The organism is Lactobacillus sp. ESL0681, assembly GCF_029392835.1.
In the GTDB taxonomy this organism is placed as follows: domain Bacteria; phylum Bacillota; class Bacilli; order Lactobacillales; family Lactobacillaceae; genus Lactobacillus.
Window position 1 is genome coordinate 682209 of the sequence record NZ_CP113943.1, and the last position, 21707, is coordinate 703915.

A 21707-nucleotide genomic window follows, 5' to 3' on the forward strand; every position below is an offset into this window, starting at 1 on the left:
TTAACATTCCCTTCATTTACTTATGTCTAATATATCAAAAAATAAAGCTAAAGTGCTAAATTTTGACATAAAAAAATGGCGCCATAAGCGCCATTTTAAATTAATTTAAAGCTTTCTTAGCAGTTTCAGCTAATTGAGCGAAGGTTTCTGAATCGCTATAAGCAATATCAGCTAACATCTTACGGTTAATGTCAACACCAGCTAATTTCAAGCCGTGCATTAACTTAGAATATGAAATATCATTTTGTCTGGCAGCAGCATTGATTCTGGCAATCCATAACTTTCTGAATTCGCTCTTGCGCTTTCTACGGTCACGGAAAGCATATCTGTATGAAGCAAATAACTGAGTACTTGCAGCCTTAAATTGCATGTGCTTTGCGCCACGGTAACCCTTGGCAAGCTTCATAACCTTCTTACGACGTTTACGTGTGACTGTTCCACCTTTAACTCTTGGCATCTAAAATTCCTCCTAAATATCGTTAGTCTTGTTTATTTGATAATTAGCGCATTTGAGAAACCATCTGTTTGATGCGTTTCAAGTCGCTGCGTGAAACTAATGCAGCCTTTCTCAAATGACGACGTTGTTTCTTAGTCTTGCCGTGGAAACGGTGACCAGTAAATGCGTGATGACGTTTTAATTCACCAGTAGCAGTCTTTTTAAAACGCTTAGCAGAAGCGCGGTGGGTTTTCATTTTAGGCATTTTCTATTCCTCCAAATTAATTAATTTTTATTTTTATCACTCTTAGGAGCAAGTATTAAAAACATGGAACGTCCTTCCATCTTCGGTCTACTAATCACAGTAGCAATATCCGAAGTGGCTTCAGCCATCTTTTCTAGTACTTCACGTCCTAATTCTTTATGAGTGATTGCACGACCTCTGAACCGAATCGAAACACGAACTTTGGCTCCTTCTTTAGTCAGAAACTTCTGCGCATGTTTTAACTTGGTGTTAAAATCGTTACCTTCAATGGTTGGACTTAAACGGATTTCTTTGACGCTAACTGTCTTAGACTTTTTGCGTGACTCTTTGAGCTTCTTTTGTTGCTCAAAGCGATACTTGCCGTAGTCCATGATTCTGGCAACTGGTGGCTTAGCATTAGGCGAAATTAGCACTAAATCTAGGTTTGCACTACTTGCTTGCCGCAAGGCTTCAGTCTTAGTTACAACACCAACTTGTTGACCATCTGCATTAATTAAACGAACTTCGCGAGAACGAATCTGGTCGTTTAAAATTAAACTCCTTGGTATAATTCTTCACCTCCGTGATAATTTGAGGACAAGAAAAGAGCGGGTACTTGAACCCGCTCTTAATCAACAGAAAATATCGATTAGCCTAGAGGTCAATTTAACTTAGGCGAGAAGCGGGAGCTTCTTCTTGTTCTCAACTAAGTTAACAGTATACACTCTAAACCCATCATCTGTCAATAACTACTCCATTTTAGCTTGTCAATATTTGCAATTACCAAATTGACTTTTTTCTCCAAGACGCTGCTTTTCGGGCGGTTTATACTAAAGCATAAACGCTACTCCAATTGTATACAAGGTGAAAACAACCTCTGCAGCATATTACAGATGGTAAACATGATTGGCATTACTTCATCACTGTAATATACTAGCCAACTAATTATCATAAATCAAAAACATTACTCTTTAAATGATTTATTATCAATCAGATTGAATAATGATGAATTCAAAAAGTATTTTAAACAATCAACTGTTAAAACGATTTTAATTTAGCTATAACTGAAACTTGAAAGCTAGAAATCACCTCAAAAGAGCGTGATTTCTAGCTTTTTTGCCTAAAAAATAAAAACGCAAGCCCTCTCTGCGTTATACTTTAAATAACCAAAACTAAAGTTACAGGAGTTCTTACGTTATGAACAGTATACCGCAATTCAATCAAGAAAAGGACACTTCTTCCTTAATTTCATCTTTTACAAAATTAATTGGTCTAGCTGACTTAAGTAAACAAGTTAATTTTAAACGTCATTCTTTAGTTAGCCTGCTCATGGTAGTCAAATGGTTAATCCAATCACGTTTTGCCCGTAAATCACTGTATCGTTTTGACCAACCAGCTGAATTTACCTCTAAGACTGGCAGAAATATCCTTAATGATGGCCGCATCAATTGGCAAAAACTGCTTTGCTTAGCTGCTGCCAAACTAATTAAAGTACTTAAACCGGTAATTGACAAGCGTAGAAGACTAGCTTTGATTGTAGATGATACTTTGCTAGCACGTTCCTATTCTAAGAAAGCTGAATTACTTGCCAAAGTTTACGATCATAATGAGCATAAATATATTAATGGTTTTCGTGGCTTGACCGTTGGTTGGAGTGACGGCAATACTTTTTTGCCAGTTAATTTTGCTTTGATGTCCACCAAGAAAAAACAAAATCTGCTTGGCAGTAAAGCCACTACAACCGATAATCGTTCTATTGCAGGCAGAAGAAGAACCCAAGCCCAAAGGCAAATGAATGATGTCACGGTTGAATTGCTTAAGCAAGCTATCAATGAAGGAGTACCAGCAGACTATGTACTGTTTGACAGCTGGTTTGCCTCGCCAAAAATGTTCTGGCAGTTAAAGCAGTTAGGATTAGACAGTGTCTCGATGCTTAAGTTGAGCAAGAAGGTATACTACCGCTATCGTGGTCGCCTTTATGATGTAAAAAGTTTGTATGAACGCTTAGCTGGCTCAAAGCTGAAAGCCAAAGATGACTATCTTTATAGTTGTGTAGTCGAGGCAGAGTATCAAGGACATAGTTTTCCTATCAGACTAGTATATGTTACTAAACGTGGTAATAAGGGAAAGTACTTGGTCTTGGCTACCACCAGATATCAGCTGCAACCTAAAGAAGTCATTCAGCTTTATGGTCGTAGATGGCAGATAGAAACCTACTTTAAAGCAGCTAAGCAATACCTAGCTTTAGATAAATCACAAATTCAAAGTTACGATGGTCAGTGCGGATATTTTGCAATTACCGCCTTAACTTATGACTTGCTGGCTTGGCAAGAGAGACAAGCAGTTGATGAGCGAACAATTGGGGATTTATTCTATTTGATGAATGATGCGTTGCCGGATTTGGCGTTTGAAGAAGCATTGGTCTACCTGCTAAGTGCCCTAAAAGCAGTTAAAGAAGAAATAACCACAGAAGTCGAGCGGATAATAAATAATTTTATTAAATTACTGCCAAGATTTATTCAAAAGCAGCTGCAGAGAAGCGTCTAAAATATAATTAAGAACCAAAAAAGCCAGACTCAATAAGGAATCTGGCTAGTTTTACTGCTTTCAAGTTTCAGTTAGCTATAATTAAAAAAATGAGAAAGGGAGAGCAAGATGGAAATCCCGCAAAATTTAACCCAATTTAAGGCTACTTATTATTATAAAACTGACTTGGTAAAACTCTGCCGTAAATTTTGTTTACCAGCCATTGGAACTAAAGCAGAACTAAATTCTTATCTGATAGCTTATTTTTCTGGCATACCGGCTAGAGACATTAAACCTAAACGCAAAAATAAAGCAGTCAAAACACTTAAAGCTGAAGAAATTTCACTGAATACAAAAGTGGTTGGTTCAGGTTTTAAATTTAATAATGAAGCCCGAAAATTTTTTGCAGCTTATTTTGGTCTTTCCAAATTTTCTTTTAAAAAAGAAATGGCGATTGTTAAGCGAAAAGCCGAACGGGAAAATGATACCGAAATGACGGTAAAAGATTTATTGCAACAAGCGCAAATGCTTAGCAGAAATCAGATTGATCAGGTAGCAGAAGAGCTGACTTATCAGTGGAATAACTTTGTGCGCGACTTTTTTCAAGATAAGGATACGAGTGATTTTCATGAGCCATTGAAAGTTGCGGCATTATTGTGGCGTCATGTACGATCAGCGACAGATGAGAAAGTTTATTGTCATGAACTGCTTACTAAGTATGCACAAGAAATAAGTTCTTACCGGGCAAATTAATAATTATTCAATTAAAACCAGCCGTACCACTATTTAAAAGTTATCATTATCACAAATATCTTTAACCAAAGCAAAAATAATTCTGTAATTGATTTTACAGAATTATTTTTTATTTTAAATTAAACCAATCAAATTGTTAACATGTAAACTTAGGTCTTGTGATTCAGGATTTCTTTACCCTCAATCATAGTAGCAATCGCGTCTTCTGCTCAAGATATCTCCCTCAGTGACCATTTTATCTATATTAGAAGAGCTTATAACAAAATAATAACCGGATAAATTGATTTTTTTCATATCTGTCCTCCTCTCTTACTATTGTGTATATTTTAATGGAATAAAAAATAAAGTGCTCCTAAATTTAGCATCTAGAAGCACTCCATATTCTCATATTTTTATTTCTTAAATTTACTTATATAACTGCCGATAATTAAATCCAGGGACTTGACTAAACCATTTCTTGACTAACTGATTATACTTGCCACTATGTTGAAGATGAGCAATCGCCTGATTGATAGCCTTCTCAAGTCCGGCCTGGTGCTTATTAACAGCAATACCATAGGGTTCCTTAGTAAAAGTGCCACCACATACTTTTAGCACTGGATTTTCAGCTGCTAATCCAAACAAAACGCCATTGTCGCTAGTTAAGGCATCCCCCTGATGCGATTTTAAGGCCGATACTGCTTGACCATAGTCCTGCATAGCAATGACTTTTGCCTTAGGAGCATACTTCTTAACTGCCTGAACAGAATTATCACCCAGAATACCAATCACAGTTTTACCATTTAGATCTTTAACACTTTTAATATCAGAATCTTTAGGAACCAGCAACGTTTTTCCCGCATTAAAGTAAACATTAGAAAAATTAATTACTTTTTGCCGCTCAGGAGTAATCGTCATTGTAGCAATCACCGCATCAACATTGCCATTTTTTAGTAGTGGTACTCGCGACTGCGAAGTAGCCAAAACAAATCGACTCTGTCCTTTAGGTCCTAAAATTTCCTTAGTAATTGCTTTAGCTAAGTCGATCTCAAAACCTTTTACTTGATCATCATGCACGTCAATTAGGCTGAATAGCTTTTTATCGCCCTCAACTCCCCAAGTTAACGTATTTGAATTGCGAACATTTTTTATGGTTGTCTGATCAGCAACTTTTTTACTACAGCCAGATAATAAGAAAACCGTGAAAATAATTGGTATAAGCCATATTTTTTTCTTCATGATATTTCTCCTTAATAAGCAACAATCTTGCTTAAAAACTGCTGCGAGCTGCGTTTTAGATTGCATAAAGAAGCTGCTACTATCGTCATCTTCGACAAAAGATTAACATTATACAAAACTTGGAATTTTTTATAAAATTTCTGCACATTGTGGAATTCGATCATCGACATAAATTTCTCCTTAATAAATATTAATTCTAAATTTAAGTATCAAATTGAACACTCAGCTAGCTAAAATCCAATACTATATCCCGTCTACACTACTTTTGCAACTCAGGCTTACAATACTAAAAGATTTTTTAAATTTAAAAGTGCCGAAATTATTAATACATTTATTGGTTCTAAAACAAACTTAAATATTTAAGTTTTAATTTCTAGTTGTTTTTACGTGAATATGACTTAACATCTTGGTCGATTTCAGTAATAAATTCAGTTAAGCTCTTGGAAATTTCTTCTTCTGTACCATAACGGCGAACATTAACGCCGTTTGCTTGCATTTCCTTATCACCCAGAACTAAAGTGTACGGGACTTTTTGTGTTTGAGCTTCACGAATCTTGTAACCTAACTTTTCATTTCTAAAATTAACTTCTGCTCTAAAGCCGCGACTATTTAGCTCATCGCGAATGCTCTTAGCGTAATCACCATGAGCATCTAGGTTAACCGGAATAATCTCCACTTGTACTGGAGCTAGCCAAGTTGGGAAAGCACCCTTGTACATTTCAATTAGATAAGCAATGAATCTCTCCATTGTCCCTACAATTCCGCGGTGAATCATCACTGGACGATGGTCTTCACCATCTTGACCAACATAAGTTAAGTCGAATTGCTCTGGCAACATAAAATCTAGTTGAATTGTTGACATAGTTTCATCACTACCTAGGGCAGTCTTAGTTTGAATATCAAGTTTAGGACCATAAAAGGCTGCTTCACCCTCTGCTTCAACATAATCAAGACCCATGTCATCCATAGCGCCTTTAAGCATTGATTGACTACGTTCCCACATTTCATCATTAGCAAAGTATTTTTCAGTATTCTTAGGATCACGATAAGACAGTCTGAAATAGTAATCTGTAATATCAAAGTCCTTGTAAACATCCATGATTAATTGCAGGGTTCTGGCAAATTCGTCTTTAACTTGATCTAAGGTTACAAAAGTATGACCATCATTCAAAGTCATTTCTCTTACTCGTTGCAATCCAGATAAAGCACCTGACTTCTCATACCTGTGCATCATTCCTAGTTCTGCAATCCGGATTGGCAATTCACGGTAAGAACGAATATGATGCTTATAAATTTGAATATGAGATGGACAATTCATCGGTCTAATTTCCAACATTTCGCCATCGCCCATATCCATTGGCGGAAACATATCATCACGATAATGTTGCCAGTGACCTGAAGTCTTATAGGCATCAAGATTCATTAAAACTGGAGTATACACATGTTGATACCCGCGAGCTACCTCTTTATCGGTAATATAACGTTCAATTACGCGGCGAATAGTGGCACCTTTTGGTAACCAATATGGCAAGCCTGCACCAACCTTAGGATCAACGAAGAATAAATCAAGATCACGACCAATCTTACGGTGATCACGTTCTTTAATCTCCTCACGACGCTTCAAATCGGCATCGAGATCAGCCTTTTTAAAGAAGGCTGTCCCTGAAATTCTTTGCAGCATTGGATTAGCCGATTGACCTTGCCAATATGCACCGGCAACGGATAGCAACTTGAATTGCTTAATTTTACCAGTATTAGGCAATAATGCAGCAAAACCAAAGTCAACAAAGTCGCCTAACTGATAAGCAGTAACTAAATCTGATTCGGCTTTTAGCAATTCAAGCTTATAAGGATCGCCTTCAAACATATCTGCAAGTTCGCTCTTTGGCAACTGTACCCGTTCAATCTTGGCACCACTTTTAATTACCTTTTGAATTTCCTTTTCAAACTTTGGCAATTCACTAATCTTAATTTGTTCTTCCTTGTCAGTATCAACAAAGAAGCCATCTTCATCTGCAGCATGTTCACCGAAATGTAATTCTGGATAAGCCTTTTTAGCAACCGCTTCTAAAACAAAAGCAACGGTTGCTCGTAAAACTGTTAAGCCTTCATCATCCTTATCAGTAATAATTGCAACTTCAGCATCAGCGTTAAGTTCGTAATCAGCTGGTTGCAATTGACCGTCAACTTTACCAGCAAGCGCCGCCTTACCAAGTGAAGTTGAAATGCCATGCGCCAAATCACTAATTGTTAGTGCCTCATCAAAGTCACGTTTTGAACCATCTGGTAATGTAATTACAAAACTCATATTTTTCCTCCATAAATAAAAAAGTCCCAGTGCAATTAAGCACTGGGACGTCTAGTAGCGTGGTTCCACCCAAAATTAGATTATCTTAATAATCATCTCATTAAGGATCGATAATGGAATCCAGCCAAAGTTTATTATCTTTTAGGATGGATGAGTGGGGTGTTACTTACTTGAAAGACTTCCAGAAAAACGTCTTTTCTCTCTGAATCAAGCAACATCATGTTCATTCATTGTCATTCATTATACCGAATAATTAACAAATTGCAAGAATTTTTTAATTAACGCCTACGGTTTTTGCCCGAAACTACCACTTCAGTTGCTAGTGTGCGTACCCGTTCCATCAAGCGTGCTGCCTTTACTGGATCGATGGCATTCTTAGTTTCCTTAAAGTGCTCTTCTAAATCATCCATTGCCATGTTGGATGAAAAAAAGGTGGGTAAAACATTATCCATTCTTGCTTGTAAGATTACACCTAATACGTCATCGCGTGACCATTGGCTCAGAGTTTCAGCTCCAATATCATCTAAAATTAATAAATCACATTGAGCTACCCGATCGATTTCCGACTGCAAACTATTATCCTCAAAATGACTAGATAAACTAGCAATAAATGCTGGTAAATGCAGGAAAACCACTTGTTGGTCCATTGCTGCTACCTGATTAGCCAGTCCAGCTAGAATATAGGTTTTACCAACACCAAAATCGCCTGACAAATATAATCCTTTTTGATGAATATCTTGTGCATATTTTGCTAAAAATTGCTGAATTAATGCCATAACTTGCGACCGACCCTGAGTCATTTCCGCCTGACTCAAACGTACATCATGCAAAGCCTCCGGCAACTTAATTAATTGCAAATGCTTCTTAGTGTTAGCTACGCGGTCACGTGCTAGCTTACTAGCCTCTGGAACATAACGTAAGTCAATCGCCTGATTATTAATGAACAATTCAGGGCGATAGCCATTAGTAACCGGATCCTTGCGTTGCTTACTAGTATAGTATTCATATAGGCTAGGCAAACTCTTATTAATCATTTCAGCAGTAATCTTAGTCTGATTTTCTTGCAAGAATTGTTTAATATCTGGATCTGCTAAAACTTGTTGATAAATTTCTGTCAAATTATACTTTTTAACCAATTCTGGATCTAATTTACTAATCAAATTGCTAATCGCTTGCATCATCTTGCACCTACTTCATACCATTCTTATCTTCAAGATTTTTAAAGAAATCCTTCAAATCTTTAGAAGAAATATCTTGATTAACTGCCGCTTGCTTTTTACTCCAGTCAGTTCCCTTTTCAACACGCTTATTAGCACCATAACGTGAACGCGGCTGCCTTTGTGCTTTTTTCTTTGCCCGATTAGCCATATACTCCAGTGCCTGTGCTCCGGTTTTTACACCATGCTGGAGCCAATCATGTAAAATCGTATTAGCAAGCCGATAAGAAACCGTTGAACTTTCTTGTAAGCAGGCATAGGCCAAAATATTAAGCAACTCCGTTTGCACATTTTGCTTGTTGTATAAATTATCAAGCACCTTATATTCACTAGCATCAACATAGTCATGCTTAGCAGTCTTTAACTGATACAGAAATTGCGCAGGTGCCTTTTCTTTTGCCATGGTTAAAATTTGCTGCTCACGTGAATTAAACTTTTGCTTTACTTGGTCAGAAGCATCCTGATTTTCAGACTTAAGACGAGCTTTAGTATCCACACTATGAATATTTTCAGCAATCGTTTGCTTAATTAGTGGCATATTCAACTGATAGCTACCGTGCAAACAAGATAATGTTTCATCAACAAATTCTTGCTCTGACAAGCCATACGTCCGCATCAGTCCAGCAATATCCGCTTGATGTTGATCAATTTCACTAGGCGCAATTTGGTATATTTCAAATTGCTGTTTCATGAATTCCCAATCAATGTGTTCTGCTTGGTTAATCTGGGCTTTAGTTGGCCGCTTGACTTGATTTTCTTGTGCGGCTTGTTGCACATCTTCAGACGGACTGATGGCCTCTTGACTAGGTAAACGAAAGACTTCCATGAATGAAGCAGAAACATCTTGCGCGGTTTGTAAGCCATTAAGTTGATTTTCATCCTGCTGACTTTCCCTAGCAAAACTATGACTTAAGTCATGAAAAGCAGCTTCACCCACCTTTTCTTTTAACAGGCTAGCTAATAAGGCAGTCGCAAAAAATTCGCTACTGCTAGGTACTGCATTTAAACTGAATACCAAAACTTGACCCATGATTTCATTGTCGAGCAGCCTTGTTTGCAGTAATCCTACGCCTTCAAGCTTGTGAATTGCGGCAAACAGATCTTGCAAACTACAATCTAATTGTTCTTGCAAGCTATATAAACCTTGGGCATCAGAGATCATCGCAGTTTCGCTATAATCTTCATTTAAAGTTAAATAAAGTGAACTGCCAAGTCCCCCAAGTAGCGGCTGATATAGTTTCAGCAAGATTCTCAGGTCACGTGGAAAAATTGGCACTCGATTATTAATTAGAAACGGCTGCTTTGGATTAGCACTTTCAAACATCAACTAATCTTCCTGCTCACGTTTAGCAATCATATCTTCCATAGTCTTCATGAAACTGGACATGTCTTTGAATTCACGATAAATGGAAGCAAAACGAATATAAGCTACATCGTCAATCTTCGCCAATTCATCCATAACCTGCTGGCCAATCTTTTTAGAAGAAATCTCACTGCCACCTTGCTGACGAATTTTATTTTCTACATGATTAACCAACTCTTCGAATTGACCACTAGTAATTGGGCGTTTTTGACCTGCCGCCATTACTCCATGTAAAATTTTCTTCCGGTTAAATGGTTCACGAGTACCGTCATTTTTAATTACCAACAATGGGGTTGTTTCAACTCGCTCAAACGTAGTAAACCGAAATCCGCAGTTCTCGCATTCGCGACGGCGTCTAATCGCGCGGTTCTCATCACTTGGACGTGAGTCAATCACCCGCGAAGCATTCTGACGACAATGAGGACATTCCATATAATCAACCTTCTTTTAACTTAAACATTAATTGAGCTAACTTCGCATTCAATTCTGCTACAGTACCGGTATTTTCAATTACATAATCAGCTAATTGGACTTTTTGTGCTAGCGGCATTTGGCTGTTAATCCTAGCTAAAGCAGCCGATCTAGTCAATTGATCCCGCTGCATCAATCTTTCAAGCTGCAAACTTTCGGGCAAAGCAATCAATAAGGTTTGATCACAATAACTTTGACCATTAGCCTCAAACAGCAATGGTACATCAACAACTATTAATGGTACATTTGCTTGCTTATGATGCGTAATTTTAGCCGCAATTGTCTGAAAAATCAAGGGATGAGTTAGTTTGTTTAACTTTGCTAACTGCTGTTTATCATTAAAAACTAGCTGACCTAATTTACGTCGATTAATCGTTTGATCAGAATTTAAGTATTCCGGGCCAAACTGTGCACTAACTCTTTGATAGCCTTCTTGACCAATATTCAAAATATCATGACTAATTCGATCACTGTCAATAACTGGCACACCTTTAGTTTGAAAGAAAGCATCAGCAGTACTTTTGCCACTGGCAATGCCGCCTGTTAATCCAAGGACAATCGTCATTAGTATGTCACCTGACAATTTGGACAAAAAGTAGTCCCGCGACCATTGACTTTAATCTTTTCTAGTTTAGTCCCACAGCGCTGACAAGGCTCGCCTCGGTGACCATAAACTTTCAGCATCGTTTGAAAAGCACCCGTTTGTCCATTCGCATCAAGATATGTATGAACCGTAGTGCCGTGTTGTTCAATTGCCAATGCAATCAAAGAATTGATATTGTCATGGAGTTGGGCAATTTTTTCTTGTGGAAGATTGCTAGCAAGACTTAAGGGATGAATTTTTGTTTGCCAAAGAACTTCATCAACGTAAATATTTCCTAATCCAGCAACAATCGACTGATCAAGCAAGGTACTCTTAATATTCTTGTGTTTATGACTTAGTCGCTCTTGCAAATACGCCGTGGTAAATTCTGCAGAATTAGGTTCAACACCTAACTTGCTGATACCAGTAACTACTTTTTCAGTGCCTGTTTCGACCAATTGCATGCGGCCAAACTTGCGAACATCGTTATAACGTAAAGCTGTACCATCAGTAAAAGCAAACTGCACATGATCGTGTTTATCTTTAGCAGTATCAATTGCAACTAAACGATATTTACCTTCCATGCGCAAATGTGAGACAATCGTTAAATTTCCGCTTAACCGAATCAGTAAAAATTTGGCATAACGATCAATCGTCATAATCTTTTTGCCAGTTACTCGCTTAACAAAATCTGCCGCGTCTTCTGTAATGATTTTAGGATACCACAAAGTCACTTCCGCAATAGTTTTATCCTTAATTAATGGTAAAAGTGTGCGGCGAACTGTTTCTACTTCAGGCATTTCAGGCATTAGACGTCACTTCCTTACTTAGCATCATACCAATTATGTCCCCACCCAGAATCTGCTACGAGCGGTATATCAAGTTTTACTGCAGACTGCATAACTTCTGGAACCAGCTTTTTAATGGTTTCCAGTTCCTCTTTAGGCACATCAAAAATTAATTCGTCATGGACTTGAACTACCATTTTGGTCTTAAGTCCTAATTCAGTCAATTTTGCTTGCATATTCATCATAGCAATCTTAATAATATCAGCTGCAGAACCCTGAATTGGCGAATTAATCGCTGTTCGTTCAGCAAATGACCGTACATTGAAATTCTTAGCGTGAATATCTGGTAAATAGCGACGACGATGCATAATTGTTTCTGCATAGCCTTTTTCACGGGCTACTTTCACTGCTTCATCCATATAATTCTTAATTTGCGGATATTGTTCAAAGTAATTATCGATAAATTCTTTGGCCTGCTTACGACTAATATTTAAGTTTTTCGACAAGCCATAATCAGATATCCCATAAACAATCCCAAAATTGACCGCTTTTGCCCGGCGACGCATGAGCAGGGTGACTTCGTCTGGCGATTCCAAATGAAAAATTTTCATAGCAGTATGTGAGTGAATATCATACCCCGTTTTAAAGGCTTCTTGCATATGTTCATCCCCAGAAACTTGGGCTAAAACTCGCAACTCAATCTGGGAATAATCACAAGAAAAGATATAACCATCTGGTTCACTTGGAACAAAGGCCTTTCTAATCTGCTTACCCTCTTCAGTACGAGTTGGGATATTTTGCAAATTCGGATCGACTGAAGACAGCCGCCCAGTAGCAGTCAAAGTTTGCAAATAACGTGTATGAACTCTGCCATCTTTTTGAATGACATCAAGCAACCCTTTAACATACGTTGACTGAATCTTAGCTAATTGGCGATAAGACAAGATTTCAGGAATAATTGGACTCTGATCTTGTAATTGATTTAGCACATCAACAGAAGTAGAATAGCCAGTTTTGGTCTTTTTGACCGGTGGTAATCCCAGCTTTTCAAATAAGATATGACCTAGCTGTTTAGGAGAATTAATATTAAATTCCTCACCTGCATGCTCATAAATCTTGTGTTCCAAGTCTGTTAATTCTGCTGCAAATTCATCTTGCAATTTGGTCAAAGTAGTAGCTTCTACCTTGATGCCATTCATTTCCATAATTGCCAAAACCCGCGCAACAGGAAGTTCAATGTTAGCAAATAAATCGTCTTGCTCATGGTCTTGCAATTTATCTAGTAGCTGCTCTTTAAGATTAGCGATTGCCTGCGGTTTGCTGGCTAAGTGACTATACAGAACCTGCTCATCTTCAGGAATCCGTGTCTTTTGACCCTTGCCATAAACATCATAATCACTCTTAACTGTATAATCTCCGTATAACCGGCAAACCTCACCGAGATCGTCAGAATTGTTTTCATTATTAATTAAATAAGACGCCAATAGCATATCGTAGTCAATTCCGGCAATTTTGATACCCAAACGGCTTAAGCCAACCATTGTGCGCTTGAGATCAAACACATCTTTTTTAACTGTTTCATCTTCAAGTAGCTGTTTCAATTCAGCCGATTTAAGCAGGTCTAAATTAGCACTAACATAGGTTTGCTGACCAGCTTCAATTGCAAAACCAATTATGTCGGCCAAATGATAATTGGCTCCAAGCATCCCTAAATAAAAGCTAATTCTAGTTCCAGCTTGATCAACTAACTTTGATAATTTTGACTCGGTTAACTCAGTATATTCAATCTTAACATCAGCAGCTTGATATTCCGGTGTGACTTCATCGCTACTATCTAATTGTTCTAAGAACTTCCGAAAATTCATTTTTTCATAGAACTTCCGCAGTTGTTCTTGATCTACTTCTTTACGTTTCACATCGGCTAACCCAATAGTTACTGGACTATTACGATCAATTGTCGCCAACTTTTTAGCTAAAAAGGCCTTGTCCTTGTCGTTAATCAAATTCTCTTTAAGCTTTGATTTTTTCATATCAGCAACATGATCATATAGCTTTTCCACTGAGCCGTATTCCTGAATCAAACGTGAAGCAGTCTTGGGTCCAACCTTGGTTACCCCGGGATAATTATCTGAGTTATCCCCCATCAAGGCTTTCATATCAATAAACTCGGTTGGTGTAACTCCATTGACTTCTTTCATATGTGCAGGGGTATACGCTTCTAAATCCGAAACCCCCGACTTAGTTACCATAACTGTTGTTTTATCTGATGCTAATTGCGTCAGATCTTTATCGCCTGTCACAACTGTAACTGTAAACTTTTGTTCTTCACCTAGTCTGGCAAAAGTACCAATAATATCGTCTGCTTCATAATCAGCTAGTTCATAAGTAGAAATTCCTAAATCATGCAATAATTCCTGCACGTATGGTAGTTGTTCCAATAATTCAGGCGGAGTTTTTTGACGTCCACCTTTATAGTCATCATACATTTTATTTCTAAAAGTGGTTTTACTCTTATCAAAAGCAACCAAGGCATAGTCTGGCTCAATATCTTTAAGCAAAACGTCAAGCATATTCTTAAAAGTATAAATGGCATTGGTATGTAAACCTTCAGCGTTTTTAAAATTTTCCAGTTGCCGATACAATGCGTAAAAGCCGCGAAAGGCAATTGAATTACCATCTATTAAAAGTAATTTTTTATCAGCCATTATTTCTCCTTATTAATTTAATCTGGGTAATCAGTCCTGTTACCATTTTAGCAGCTTTTAGCAGTAGCAAGCTAGATAATAGTGTCAGGATAAAAAAAACTAGTCGCTACGCAACTAGTTTTTACTCAAATTCAAATTACTGCAGTAACTTTTCAAACGCAGTTTCATATTTAGTAATATCGCCAGCGCCCATAAAGATTATGACACTATCACGATTTTGCGTTAAATCTCCAATATTGTCTAAATCAATCACCTCTGAATTGGGAATTTGTGCTGTCAAATCTTCACTGCTAATATCACCAGCCTGCTCTCTTGCTGATGCATAAATTGGTGTTAAATATGCTTTATCGACGCCACGCAAAATATTAACAAAGTCGTCAGCATATTTTTTAGTTCGTGAAAAAGTATGCGGTTGAAAAACTACAACCAGTCGTTTGCCAGGAAATTTCTGCCGTGCGGCCTGAATAGTTGCCCGCATTTCTGTTGGATGATGCGCATAATCATCAATAATATTAAGATTACCGTAATCCACTTCAGCAAATCGGCGCTTGGCTCCTTGATAAGATGATAATCCTTGCTGAATAACAGCTTGTGGCACCTTTTCAGTATAAGCTACGGCAATTACAGCTAAAGTATTCAAGATATTATGATCACCAAACAAGTGCACAGTGTATCTACCAATATTTTGCCCATGTGCTAAAGCAGTAAAAGTCGATCCAGTAGTAGAGCGATTAATTTCAACTGCTTGGAAATCATCATTTTCATCAAATCCATAGGTATATTTAGGAATATCAGTTTGCAATTGCTGCAAATGTTGATTGCCTCCCCAAACAAATAAGGCCTTCTTAGTCTGCTTTGCGGCTGTTTGAAAGGCAGCAGTATAATCAGCTTGATCCTTAAAATAATCGGGATGATCAAAATCAATATTAGTCATAATCTGATAGTCTGGATGGTAGGCCAAAAAATGACGACGATATTCATCAGCCTCATAGACAAAGAATTTAGAATCAGCAACGCCCTGGCCTTCACCATCACCAATCAAATAAGAAGTTGGCACAGCCGCACCTAACACATGGGCCAAAAGTCCAGTTGTTGAGGTCTTACCATGAGTACCAGCTACTCCAATACTAGTATGCATCTTGACAACTTCTTCAACCGTATCAGGATAACTTTGCCAAGCAACGTTGTTAGCTGTACATGCCGCTACCTCAACGTTATCTGCTTTAAAAGCATTACCTTTGACCACTACTTGACCAGTCTGCTTAATATTATCCGCAGCAAAATCAACTACCTTGATCCCAGCTTTTGCTAATGGTTCCTGCGTAAAAGTATACTTGGCAATATCGCTACCAGCTACCTGATAACCTAGATCATGCAACAGCAATGCTAATGCAGCCATACCAGTACCTTTAATTCCGATAAACCAAATTTGTTTGTCTTTATCTAACATCTTACAATTGCTCCAAAATATTATTTTATAATCAAGAAACATTTTACCATTATTACCATTAAAAAGCAGTCTGAGCAAAAAGGTAATAAAACTTTTTTAACAAAAAAAGAACTTCATCAAGAAGTTCTAGGCTATTTTAAAGTTGAATTTTACCATTAGCCAAAAGTTCGTCACACTTTTGTGCTTCAAAAGCAGCACCTACTGTAAAATCATCTGGCACTACCATAATACCGCGCTTTTGTTCTGCATGTGGCAAACCTAATTCACGTGCCGCACAAATCATGCCAAATGAATCAACACCGCGCAAGGCACCTGGCCAAATTTGCTGGCCATTTGGCATTAGCGTCCCTGGCAATGCGACAACAACCTTTTGACCTTGAGCAATGTTAGGAGCTCCACAAACAATTTGGACTTCACGATCATTACCAACTTCAACGGTTGTGACGTGCAAATGATCAGAATCTGGATGAGGATCACAGGTTTTAACATAACCATAAACCAACGTTGGCTCACCATACGCTAATTGAGTGTCAAAGCCCACCTGTGACAATTTTTCATTAAGTTTAGTTAGCTCTTCATCAGTTAGCTCAACTTGACCGTCTGGCAATTTATCATAATCAATTAGCTGGTCAACATTAAAAAAGTTATAGCCAGTAACATTGCCCTGTTCATCCGTAACTTGAGTAATGTCATTTTTTTCAATATAGCTACTCTTACCTTGATCTTGAGCCAAAATCACAATTAGAGTATTGGGATAACTACGTTTGTTTATACTAGTAATCATTTAAAAATTAATCTCCTTCACTAATCTAGGGATCGCAAAAATTGCTCTACTTCATCCTTAGTCTTACGGTTCTTATTAACTAGTCTACCAATTTCTTTACCATCTTGGTAGACAACAAATGATGGAATTCCCATAATATTTAAATCCTTAGCCAAGTCAATACAACCATCTCGATCGATTTGATAAAACTTGCTCTTATCAAAATCTGCTTCAATTTCTGGTAAAAAGGGATCTAAAAATCGACAATCTGGACACCAATCTGCCGAAAATTCCAATACTGTTCGCCCATTTTGGGTAATTTCAGCTAATTTTGTTTGAGTTAATTCTTTAATTTGTTCCATCACTGAACTCCTTTGATTTAATAATAATTATTATTTTACCTCAAAATCTGCATGAACAGCATAAATTGGATTACCTTGTGCAGCAAATTTGTGCTCATATTCAGTTTCAACATTTGTTTTAGCAAATTCTGATTGTTCATGATGCAAATCAACTGACACAAAGTCGAAATTCATGCCATAGTTATTCATACTCTTTAGCGAATAAGCAAATAACCCCGCATTGTCAGTTTTAAATTCAAGCTGGCCACTTGGCTGTAATACTTCTTGATATTTCTTTAAAAAAGTATGGTAAGTTAGTCGCCGCTTTTCATGACGAGCCTTAGACCAAGGATCACTAAAGTTAAGATAAATCACATTGGTACTGGCAGGTGCAAAAAAGCAATTAATATTAGCCGCATCAGCACAAAGAATTTGCAAATTAGTCAGCCCTTTTGCAAGTTTAGTCCGTAAAATCATCCCTGCTGCAGTCATTTGTAACTCTAAAGCGATAAAGTTCTTTTCAGGATGCTGCTGAGCCAGAGTTGTAATAAATTGCCCTTTCCCTGATCCAACCTCTATTTCAAGTGGCTTAGAAAAATCGCTAAATCGTTTTGTCCAGTCAATTTTGCGTTTTGGATCAGGTCGATCAAGCACACTTTCTGGGTGTTCAGCAACTAATTTAGTTGCCCAAGGCTTATTACGTAATCTCATCTATGAAATCTTCCTCTTCTTAATTTTATATGGTAAATAAATCCGCGTGATGCACAGGCTAAATACTAATAATATTCCAATAGCTGCCCACAATTGCCCATTAATCGGTAAAATGAGCAACCAAAATAGACTAACAATTAACCATTGCAATAACAAGCCAAAAGTTAAGACCGCAATCAAATCTTGACCACGCTTGCCCCGATCAATTGGATATACACGATACATTAAGTTATCGTCAAATTCTTCAGCCATCGGCAATAATTGGTAGACTGTTAAAAAAATTACCAAGCACGCTAAACCAAGTGCCCATGATGTCTCCTGAACCAGCCAAGAAATTAAAACAGCAAACATTGTCATTCTAACTAATAAGTTCAAGTTTTCCGGATTACGTAAAAGCGAGCGTCGATATAAAAATTTATTCGGATTTTCCTTAGATAATGATTTAGGTAACAGAAAATCCAAATATTTACGACGTTTAATGCTAACTCGCTTTTCTTTGACATCGGTAAACATACTAAAAGCGGCATAGACACGATTTTTCCGCTTGTTTTCCTGATTAACTGCGTATTGCCAATCAAATAATTTAGTCGCAGTTGGTTTTGCATGCAACAGTACCACTGCAGCGAGCAATAAAATAGTCACTACTACCATACTAATTGGTAGCCACATTCCAATTACAAAAATTAGCAAAAAAGCCAAGTTAAGCCAAGTTAAGTTAAGCTTTTTGCCAAAATAAAGATTGCGCTGAGATAATTGCAATTGCAACACTTTGGCAGCCAACACAGCCAACAAGGAAGCACCATAAATTAATGGACTAATCTCTGCTTTAATTGTAGCAAAAGGAAATAAAATTCCGGCAATTACTAATGTCATAAAGATTGGCAATAGTAAACTGTAATAAACCATTGGCTTCAGATACTCAAGCATTTGTTCATCTTGTGGCAATAAAAATTGTAAATCTGCTCTATCAATTAAGGTAACCAAGTTACCCATTAATAATGGTAGCCACAAAATGGCACCTACTAGCGGACGGTAAAACCACAATCCTTGTGGCATGGTCTTCATACTCTGGGCATACCAAAACATTAACGCACCAAACAAGAAAATCAAGGCCAAGACAAAAAAATCATTAAAAACCAAAGTCAAATACTTAAGTGATTTGCGGAAATTTTTTTGCAGTCGTTTATTCGCTAACTCACGCATGCTGTTGCTCCTGATTTAAAATCTGATAAAGCTTATCAAAAGCGTCAGTCGGTTTTAACCCATAATGCGTCCGAATTTCATCAAGACTGCCAATAATTTCAATTGTGCCATTATTTAAAACCGCATAATTGGAAATTGCTTGTTGCGCATCAGCCAACACGTGAGTAGTCATTAAGACCATTTTACCTTGACTAATAGCCTGCTTAATTAAATCAATCAGGTTCGCAACTGCCAAGGGATCAAGCCCAGTGAACGGCTCATCAATCACTAATAAATCAGTCTGCGGCAAAAAAGCCGTCACGATCATCACTTTTTGTTGCATGCCTTTAGAAAAATGAATTGGCAACCAATCCATTTTATTGTCCAAACGAAACATCTTCAATAGCTCGTCAGCCCTGCTCCATGCTGCTTGCTCATCGAGTTGATAACTTAACATCGTTAACTCAAGATGTTCTTTTAACGTTAATTCTGGATACAAAACTGGTGTCTCTGGAATATAAGCTAATTTTTGCTTAAAAGCCGTTGGTTGCGCCGCTAAGCTTATTCCGTTCAAACTGATCGTACCCTTTTGCGGTCTTAACAAGCCTAAAATATGCTTAATTGTCGTTGATTTTCCAGCACCATTAAGGCCAATTAGCCCTAAGGCTTGGCCCGGCTTTATTTCTAAGTTAACCTCTTTAATAACTGGTACTCCAGTATACCCACCAGTTAGGTGCTCAATTTTTAGAACCATATTTCCTGTCTTTCTTTTAATGAATTTACTCAATTTATATGATAGCATGATATTAAAAGAAACTAAATTTTGAAAAGAGGTTTTAATATGAATAAATTAGACAAAGATTGTTTATTTTGTAAAATTATTCGCGGCGAAGTAGCTAGTTATACCGTTTTTGAAAACGAAGACGTCAAGGCGTACTTAGATATTTCACAAGTAAATCCTGGACATACACTGCTAATTCCTAAAAAGCACATAACTAACTTTTTTGATTACAGCGCTGAAGATGCTCAACAATATCTGCAATACATTCCAGTAGTTGCCAATGCTATCAAGAATTTTGATCCTAAAATTACAGGGATGAACGTTACTACTAATAATGGCGAAAGTGCTGGGCAAGTAGTAATGCACTCACATATTCACTTTATTCCACGCTTTGCAGGTGATGGACTAAATAATCAAACACGCAACAACGCAGATAACTACGAACCAGCAGATTATCAAAAAATTGCTGATGCGATTAAAGCGCAATTTTAAGGGAAAATGATGAAACACTTTAGTCTAGGAGTAATTTTAGGAGCTGTTATTGGCGCGGGACTTTCGCTAGTACCTGATAAACAAGGAACCCGCCTGGGTAAACACTGCAAAAAAAGTATTATACAAACCACGCAGGACTTTTCCAATCTTTCTTCAGCAATTACGGATGTTAAACAAGCAAAAGCTGAACTAACTAATACTTTGCCTCAAGCCAAAAAAACAGTTACTGAACTCCAAAATGATTTAGAATATTATCAATTGAACATAGACAGACAATTAACTGAGATAAAATCGGAAATTAATCAGCTAAAGTAATTGTAAAACTGTTTAAAAATAGTAAAGAATGTGTGATTTTTCTGTGAAAATCGCTAAATACAAAATCTTATTAAGCAATTTGTGTTATATTAATGGACAGTGATTTAAATTTGTTAAGGATGTGGAGAATTTAATCTTATGAATAAATATATTAAAAAAATTGCTGCAGTTGTTGCTGTAGCTGGTATTGCATTGTCAACTGCTGCTTGTTCTAATGGCGGCAAGACCGTTGCCTCATACAAAGGTGGCAAGATCACTCAAGACGACTACTACAAAGAAATGAAGAAGTCTCAGGCTGGTCAAACTGCTTTAGCTAACATGATTATCAATCACGTTTTAGATGAACAATATGGTAATAAAGTTCCTAAGGACAAAGTTAATAAACAATTTAATAATTACAAAAAGCAATACGGTTCTCAATTCAGTGCCGTTTTACAACAAAACGGTATGACTGAAGATGGTTTTAAAGATAACCTCAAGACGACTTTGCTTTCTGAAGCTGCTCTTAAAGACATCAAGAAGATTTCCAAGAGTCAAGAACAAAAAGCTTGGAAGTCATACCAACCTAAAGTTACTGTGCAACACATTTTAGTTTCTAAGAAATCCAAAGCTCAAGACATTATCAACCAATTAGATAATGGTAAGAGTTTTAAGAGTTTGGCTAAGAAATATTCACTAGATCCTGGTACCAAGGATAAGGCTGGTAAATTACCTGCTTTTGATTCTACCGATTCTAGCCTTGATCCAGCTTTTAAGAACGCCGCTTTTAAACTTAAGACCGGTCAAACCACTAGTAGTCCAGTTAAATCACAATCTGGCTACCATGTAATCAGAATGATCAAACATCCAGCTAAGGGATCATTTGCTTCACACAAGAAGGAAATTGATAACGAAATTTATCAATCCATGTCCCAAGATCAAGAAACTATGCATGATGTCATTGCTAAGGTCTTGAAGAAGGCAGATGTTTCCATCAAGGATGACGACTTGAAGAACGTATTATCTTCATACATTCCAAAAGCAAAAGATAAAAAATAATACTAAATTTTAAATAAGTAAA

General features: G+C 37.2%; 23 protein-coding genes and 1 other annotated feature. Of the genes, 5 read left to right on the plus strand and 18 right to left on the minus strand.

All coding sequences use genetic code 11. The features are described 5' to 3' along the window. Positions 1-100: 100 nt before the first annotated feature. From rplT to infC, 3 genes are read right to left on the minus strand one after another with little or no spacing between them, the layout of a single operon-like run. Entirely contained in the window at positions 101-457 is a 357-nt protein-coding gene (gene rplT, locus OZX59_RS03175; RefSeq protein WP_277126698.1) for a 50S ribosomal protein L20, read from the minus strand. A gap of 43 nt (positions 458-500) precedes the next feature. Then, complete coding sequence (gene rpmI, locus OZX59_RS03180) at positions 501-701, minus strand: 50S ribosomal protein L35 (protein WP_277126699.1); 201 nt, start codon at positions 699-701, stop codon at positions 501-503. Between the two features lie 20 nt (positions 702-721). Continuing rightward, the gene (gene infC, locus OZX59_RS03185) at positions 722-1234 is read right to left on the minus strand and encodes a translation initiation factor IF-3 (protein ID WP_277126980.1); all 513 of its coding nucleotides are present in this window, start codon (positions 1232-1234) and stop codon (positions 722-724) included. 40 nt (positions 1235-1274) lie between these two features. Continuing rightward, positions 1275-1384, minus strand: a sequence feature (ribosomal protein L20 leader region). A 493-nt stretch (positions 1385-1877) separates the two neighbouring features. Between infC and OZX59_RS03190 the strand changes: the two genes are divergently transcribed. Beyond that, complete coding sequence (locus OZX59_RS03190) at positions 1878-3227, plus strand: transposase (protein ID WP_277126700.1); 1350 nt, start codon at positions 1878-1880, stop codon at positions 3225-3227. 108 nt (positions 3228-3335) lie between these two features. Beyond that, positions 3336-3959, plus strand: a complete 624-nt coding sequence (locus OZX59_RS03195; RefSeq protein WP_277126701.1) for an SAP domain-containing protein — start codon at positions 3336-3338, stop codon at positions 3957-3959. Positions 3960-4364: 405 nt separating this feature from the next. Here OZX59_RS03195 and OZX59_RS03200 read toward each other — a convergent pair whose 3' ends face one another. From OZX59_RS03200 to OZX59_RS03270, 15 genes are all read right to left on the minus strand, one after another. Beyond that, positions 4365-5177: a transporter substrate-binding domain-containing protein gene (locus OZX59_RS03200; RefSeq protein WP_277126702.1), complete on the minus strand. Its 813-nt coding sequence runs from the start codon at positions 5175-5177 to the stop codon at positions 4365-4367. A gap of 11 nt (positions 5178-5188) precedes the next feature. Beyond that, entirely contained in the window at positions 5189-5347 is a 159-nt protein-coding gene (locus OZX59_RS03205; RefSeq protein ID WP_277126703.1) for a hypothetical protein, read from the minus strand. Positions 5348-5550: 203 nt separating this feature from the next. Beyond that, positions 5551-7485 (minus strand): threonine--tRNA ligase, encoded by a 1935-nt coding sequence (gene thrS, locus OZX59_RS03210; RefSeq protein WP_277126704.1) that lies wholly within the window; start codon positions 7483-7485, stop codon positions 5551-5553. 278 nt (positions 7486-7763) lie between these two features. Continuing rightward, complete coding sequence (gene dnaI / locus OZX59_RS03215) at positions 7764-8663, minus strand: primosomal protein DnaI (RefSeq protein WP_277126981.1); 900 nt, start codon at positions 8661-8663, stop codon at positions 7764-7766. A 10-nt stretch (positions 8664-8673) separates the two neighbouring features. Next, positions 8674-10026, minus strand: a complete 1353-nt coding sequence (locus tag OZX59_RS03220) for a DnaD domain protein (RefSeq protein WP_277126705.1) — start codon at positions 10024-10026, stop codon at positions 8674-8676. Between the two features lie 3 nt (positions 10027-10029). Continuing rightward, positions 10030-10497, minus strand: a complete 468-nt coding sequence (gene nrdR, locus OZX59_RS03225; RefSeq protein ID WP_277126706.1) for a transcriptional regulator NrdR — start codon at positions 10495-10497, stop codon at positions 10030-10032. 4 nt (positions 10498-10501) lie between these two features. Continuing rightward, positions 10502-11101, minus strand: coding sequence for a dephospho-CoA kinase (gene coaE / locus OZX59_RS03230; RefSeq protein ID WP_277126707.1), 600 nt, complete (start codon positions 11099-11101; stop codon positions 10502-10504). Then, positions 11101-11928, minus strand: a complete 828-nt coding sequence (gene mutM / locus OZX59_RS03235; RefSeq protein WP_277126708.1) for a DNA-formamidopyrimidine glycosylase — start codon at positions 11926-11928, stop codon at positions 11101-11103. The genes coaE and mutM overlap by 1 nt, the downstream gene beginning before the upstream one ends. A 14-nt stretch (positions 11929-11942) precedes the next feature. After that, complete coding sequence (gene polA / locus OZX59_RS03240; RefSeq protein WP_277126709.1) at positions 11943-14612, minus strand: DNA polymerase I; 2670 nt, start codon at positions 14610-14612, stop codon at positions 11943-11945. Positions 14613-14748: 136 nt separating this feature from the next. Further along, the gene (gene murC, locus OZX59_RS03245; RefSeq protein ID WP_277126710.1) at positions 14749-16062 is read right to left on the minus strand and encodes a UDP-N-acetylmuramate--L-alanine ligase; all 1314 of its coding nucleotides are present in this window, start codon (positions 16060-16062) and stop codon (positions 14749-14751) included. Between the two features lie 136 nt (positions 16063-16198). Next, a complete protein-coding gene (gene ytpR / locus OZX59_RS03250; RefSeq protein ID WP_277126711.1) occupies positions 16199-16846 on the minus strand; it encodes a YtpR family tRNA-binding protein in 648 nt (215 codons plus the stop codon). Positions 16847-16866: 20 nt separating this feature from the next. After that, entirely contained in the window at positions 16867-17187 is a 321-nt protein-coding gene (locus tag OZX59_RS03255) for a thioredoxin family protein (protein ID WP_277126712.1), read from the minus strand. A 30-nt stretch (positions 17188-17217) separates the two neighbouring features. After that, the gene (gene trmB, locus OZX59_RS03260; RefSeq protein WP_277126713.1) at positions 17218-17877 is read right to left on the minus strand and encodes a tRNA (guanosine(46)-N7)-methyltransferase TrmB; all 660 of its coding nucleotides are present in this window, start codon (positions 17875-17877) and stop codon (positions 17218-17220) included. After that, positions 17878-19080 (minus strand): ABC transporter permease, encoded by a 1203-nt coding sequence (locus OZX59_RS03265; protein WP_277126714.1) that lies wholly within the window; start codon positions 19078-19080, stop codon positions 17878-17880. It lies immediately after the preceding gene. Next, positions 19073-19813, minus strand: coding sequence for an ABC transporter ATP-binding protein (locus OZX59_RS03270; RefSeq protein WP_277126715.1), 741 nt, complete (start codon positions 19811-19813; stop codon positions 19073-19075). Before OZX59_RS03270 ends, OZX59_RS03265 begins: the two co-directional genes overlap by 8 nt. A gap of 87 nt (positions 19814-19900) precedes the next feature. On the opposite strand from OZX59_RS03270, the gene OZX59_RS03275 reads away from it, so the two are divergent. The 3 genes from OZX59_RS03275 to OZX59_RS03285 all read left to right on the plus strand — a co-directional run bounded on the left by OZX59_RS03275 (position 19901) and on the right by OZX59_RS03285 (position 21685). After that, complete coding sequence (locus OZX59_RS03275; RefSeq protein ID WP_277126716.1) at positions 19901-20332, plus strand: HIT family protein; 432 nt, start codon at positions 19901-19903, stop codon at positions 20330-20332. A 9-nt stretch (positions 20333-20341) separates the two neighbouring features. Continuing rightward, complete coding sequence (locus OZX59_RS03280; protein ID WP_277126717.1) at positions 20342-20647, plus strand: hypothetical protein; 306 nt, start codon at positions 20342-20344, stop codon at positions 20645-20647. Positions 20648-20785: 138 nt separating this feature from the next. After that, entirely contained in the window at positions 20786-21685 is a 900-nt protein-coding gene (locus OZX59_RS03285; protein ID WP_277126718.1) for a peptidylprolyl isomerase PrsA, read from the plus strand. The last annotated feature ends 22 nt before the right edge of the window (positions 21686-21707 follow it).

Excerpts from the sequence above, each read along its gene's own strand:
- rplT (WP_277126698.1), bottom strand. The coding sequence starts at position 457 with ATGCCAAGAGTTAAAGGTGGAACAGTCACACGTAAACGTCGTAAGAAG.
- rpmI (WP_277126699.1), bottom strand. The coding sequence starts at position 701 with ATGCCTAAAATGAAAACCCACCGCGCTTCTGCTAAGCGTTTTAAAAAG.
- OZX59_RS03190 (WP_277126700.1), top strand. The coding sequence starts at position 1,878 with ATGAACAGTATACCGCAATTCAATCAAGAAAAGGACACTTCTTCCTTA.
- OZX59_RS03195 (WP_277126701.1), top strand. The coding sequence starts at position 3,336 with ATGGAAATCCCGCAAAATTTAACCCAATTTAAGGCTACTTATTATTAT.
- OZX59_RS03200 (WP_277126702.1), bottom strand. The coding sequence starts at position 5,177 with ATGAAGAAAAAAATATGGCTTATACCAATTATTTTCACGGTTTTCTTA.
- OZX59_RS03205 (WP_277126703.1), bottom strand. The coding sequence starts at position 5,347 with ATGTCGATGATCGAATTCCACAATGTGCAGAAATTTTATAAAAAATTC.
- thrS (WP_277126704.1), bottom strand. The coding sequence starts at position 7,485 with ATGAGTTTTGTAATTACATTACCAGATGGTTCAAAACGTGACTTTGAT.
- dnaI (WP_277126981.1), bottom strand. The coding sequence starts at position 8,663 with ATGCAAGCGATTAGCAATTTGATTAGTAAATTAGATCCAGAATTGGTT.
- OZX59_RS03220 (WP_277126705.1), bottom strand. The coding sequence starts at position 10,026 with ATGTTTGAAAGTGCTAATCCAAAGCAGCCGTTTCTAATTAATAATCGA.
- nrdR (WP_277126706.1), bottom strand. The coding sequence starts at position 10,497 with ATGGAATGTCCTCATTGTCGTCAGAATGCTTCGCGGGTGATTGACTCA.
- coaE (WP_277126707.1), bottom strand. The coding sequence starts at position 11,101 with ATGACGATTGTCCTTGGATTAACAGGCGGCATTGCCAGTGGCAAAAGT.
- mutM (WP_277126708.1), bottom strand. The coding sequence starts at position 11,928 with ATGCCTGAAATGCCTGAAGTAGAAACAGTTCGCCGCACACTTTTACCA.
- polA (WP_277126709.1), bottom strand. The coding sequence starts at position 14,612 with ATGGCTGATAAAAAATTACTTTTAATAGATGGTAATTCAATTGCCTTT.
- murC (WP_277126710.1), bottom strand. The coding sequence starts at position 16,062 with ATGTTAGATAAAGACAAACAAATTTGGTTTATCGGAATTAAAGGTACT.
- ytpR (WP_277126711.1), bottom strand. The coding sequence starts at position 16,846 with ATGATTACTAGTATAAACAAACGTAGTTATCCCAATACTCTAATTGTG.
- OZX59_RS03255 (WP_277126712.1), bottom strand. The coding sequence starts at position 17,187 with ATGGAACAAATTAAAGAATTAACTCAAACAAAATTAGCTGAAATTACC.
- trmB (WP_277126713.1), bottom strand. The coding sequence starts at position 17,877 with ATGAGATTACGTAATAAGCCTTGGGCAACTAAATTAGTTGCTGAACAC.
- OZX59_RS03265 (WP_277126714.1), bottom strand. The coding sequence starts at position 19,080 with ATGCGTGAGTTAGCGAATAAACGACTGCAAAAAAATTTCCGCAAATCA.
- OZX59_RS03270 (WP_277126715.1), bottom strand. The coding sequence starts at position 19,813 with ATGGTTCTAAAAATTGAGCACCTAACTGGTGGGTATACTGGAGTACCA.
- OZX59_RS03275 (WP_277126716.1), top strand. The coding sequence starts at position 19,901 with ATGAATAAATTAGACAAAGATTGTTTATTTTGTAAAATTATTCGCGGC.
- OZX59_RS03280 (WP_277126717.1), top strand. The coding sequence starts at position 20,342 with ATGAAACACTTTAGTCTAGGAGTAATTTTAGGAGCTGTTATTGGCGCG.
- OZX59_RS03285 (WP_277126718.1), top strand. The coding sequence starts at position 20,786 with ATGAATAAATATATTAAAAAAATTGCTGCAGTTGTTGCTGTAGCTGGT.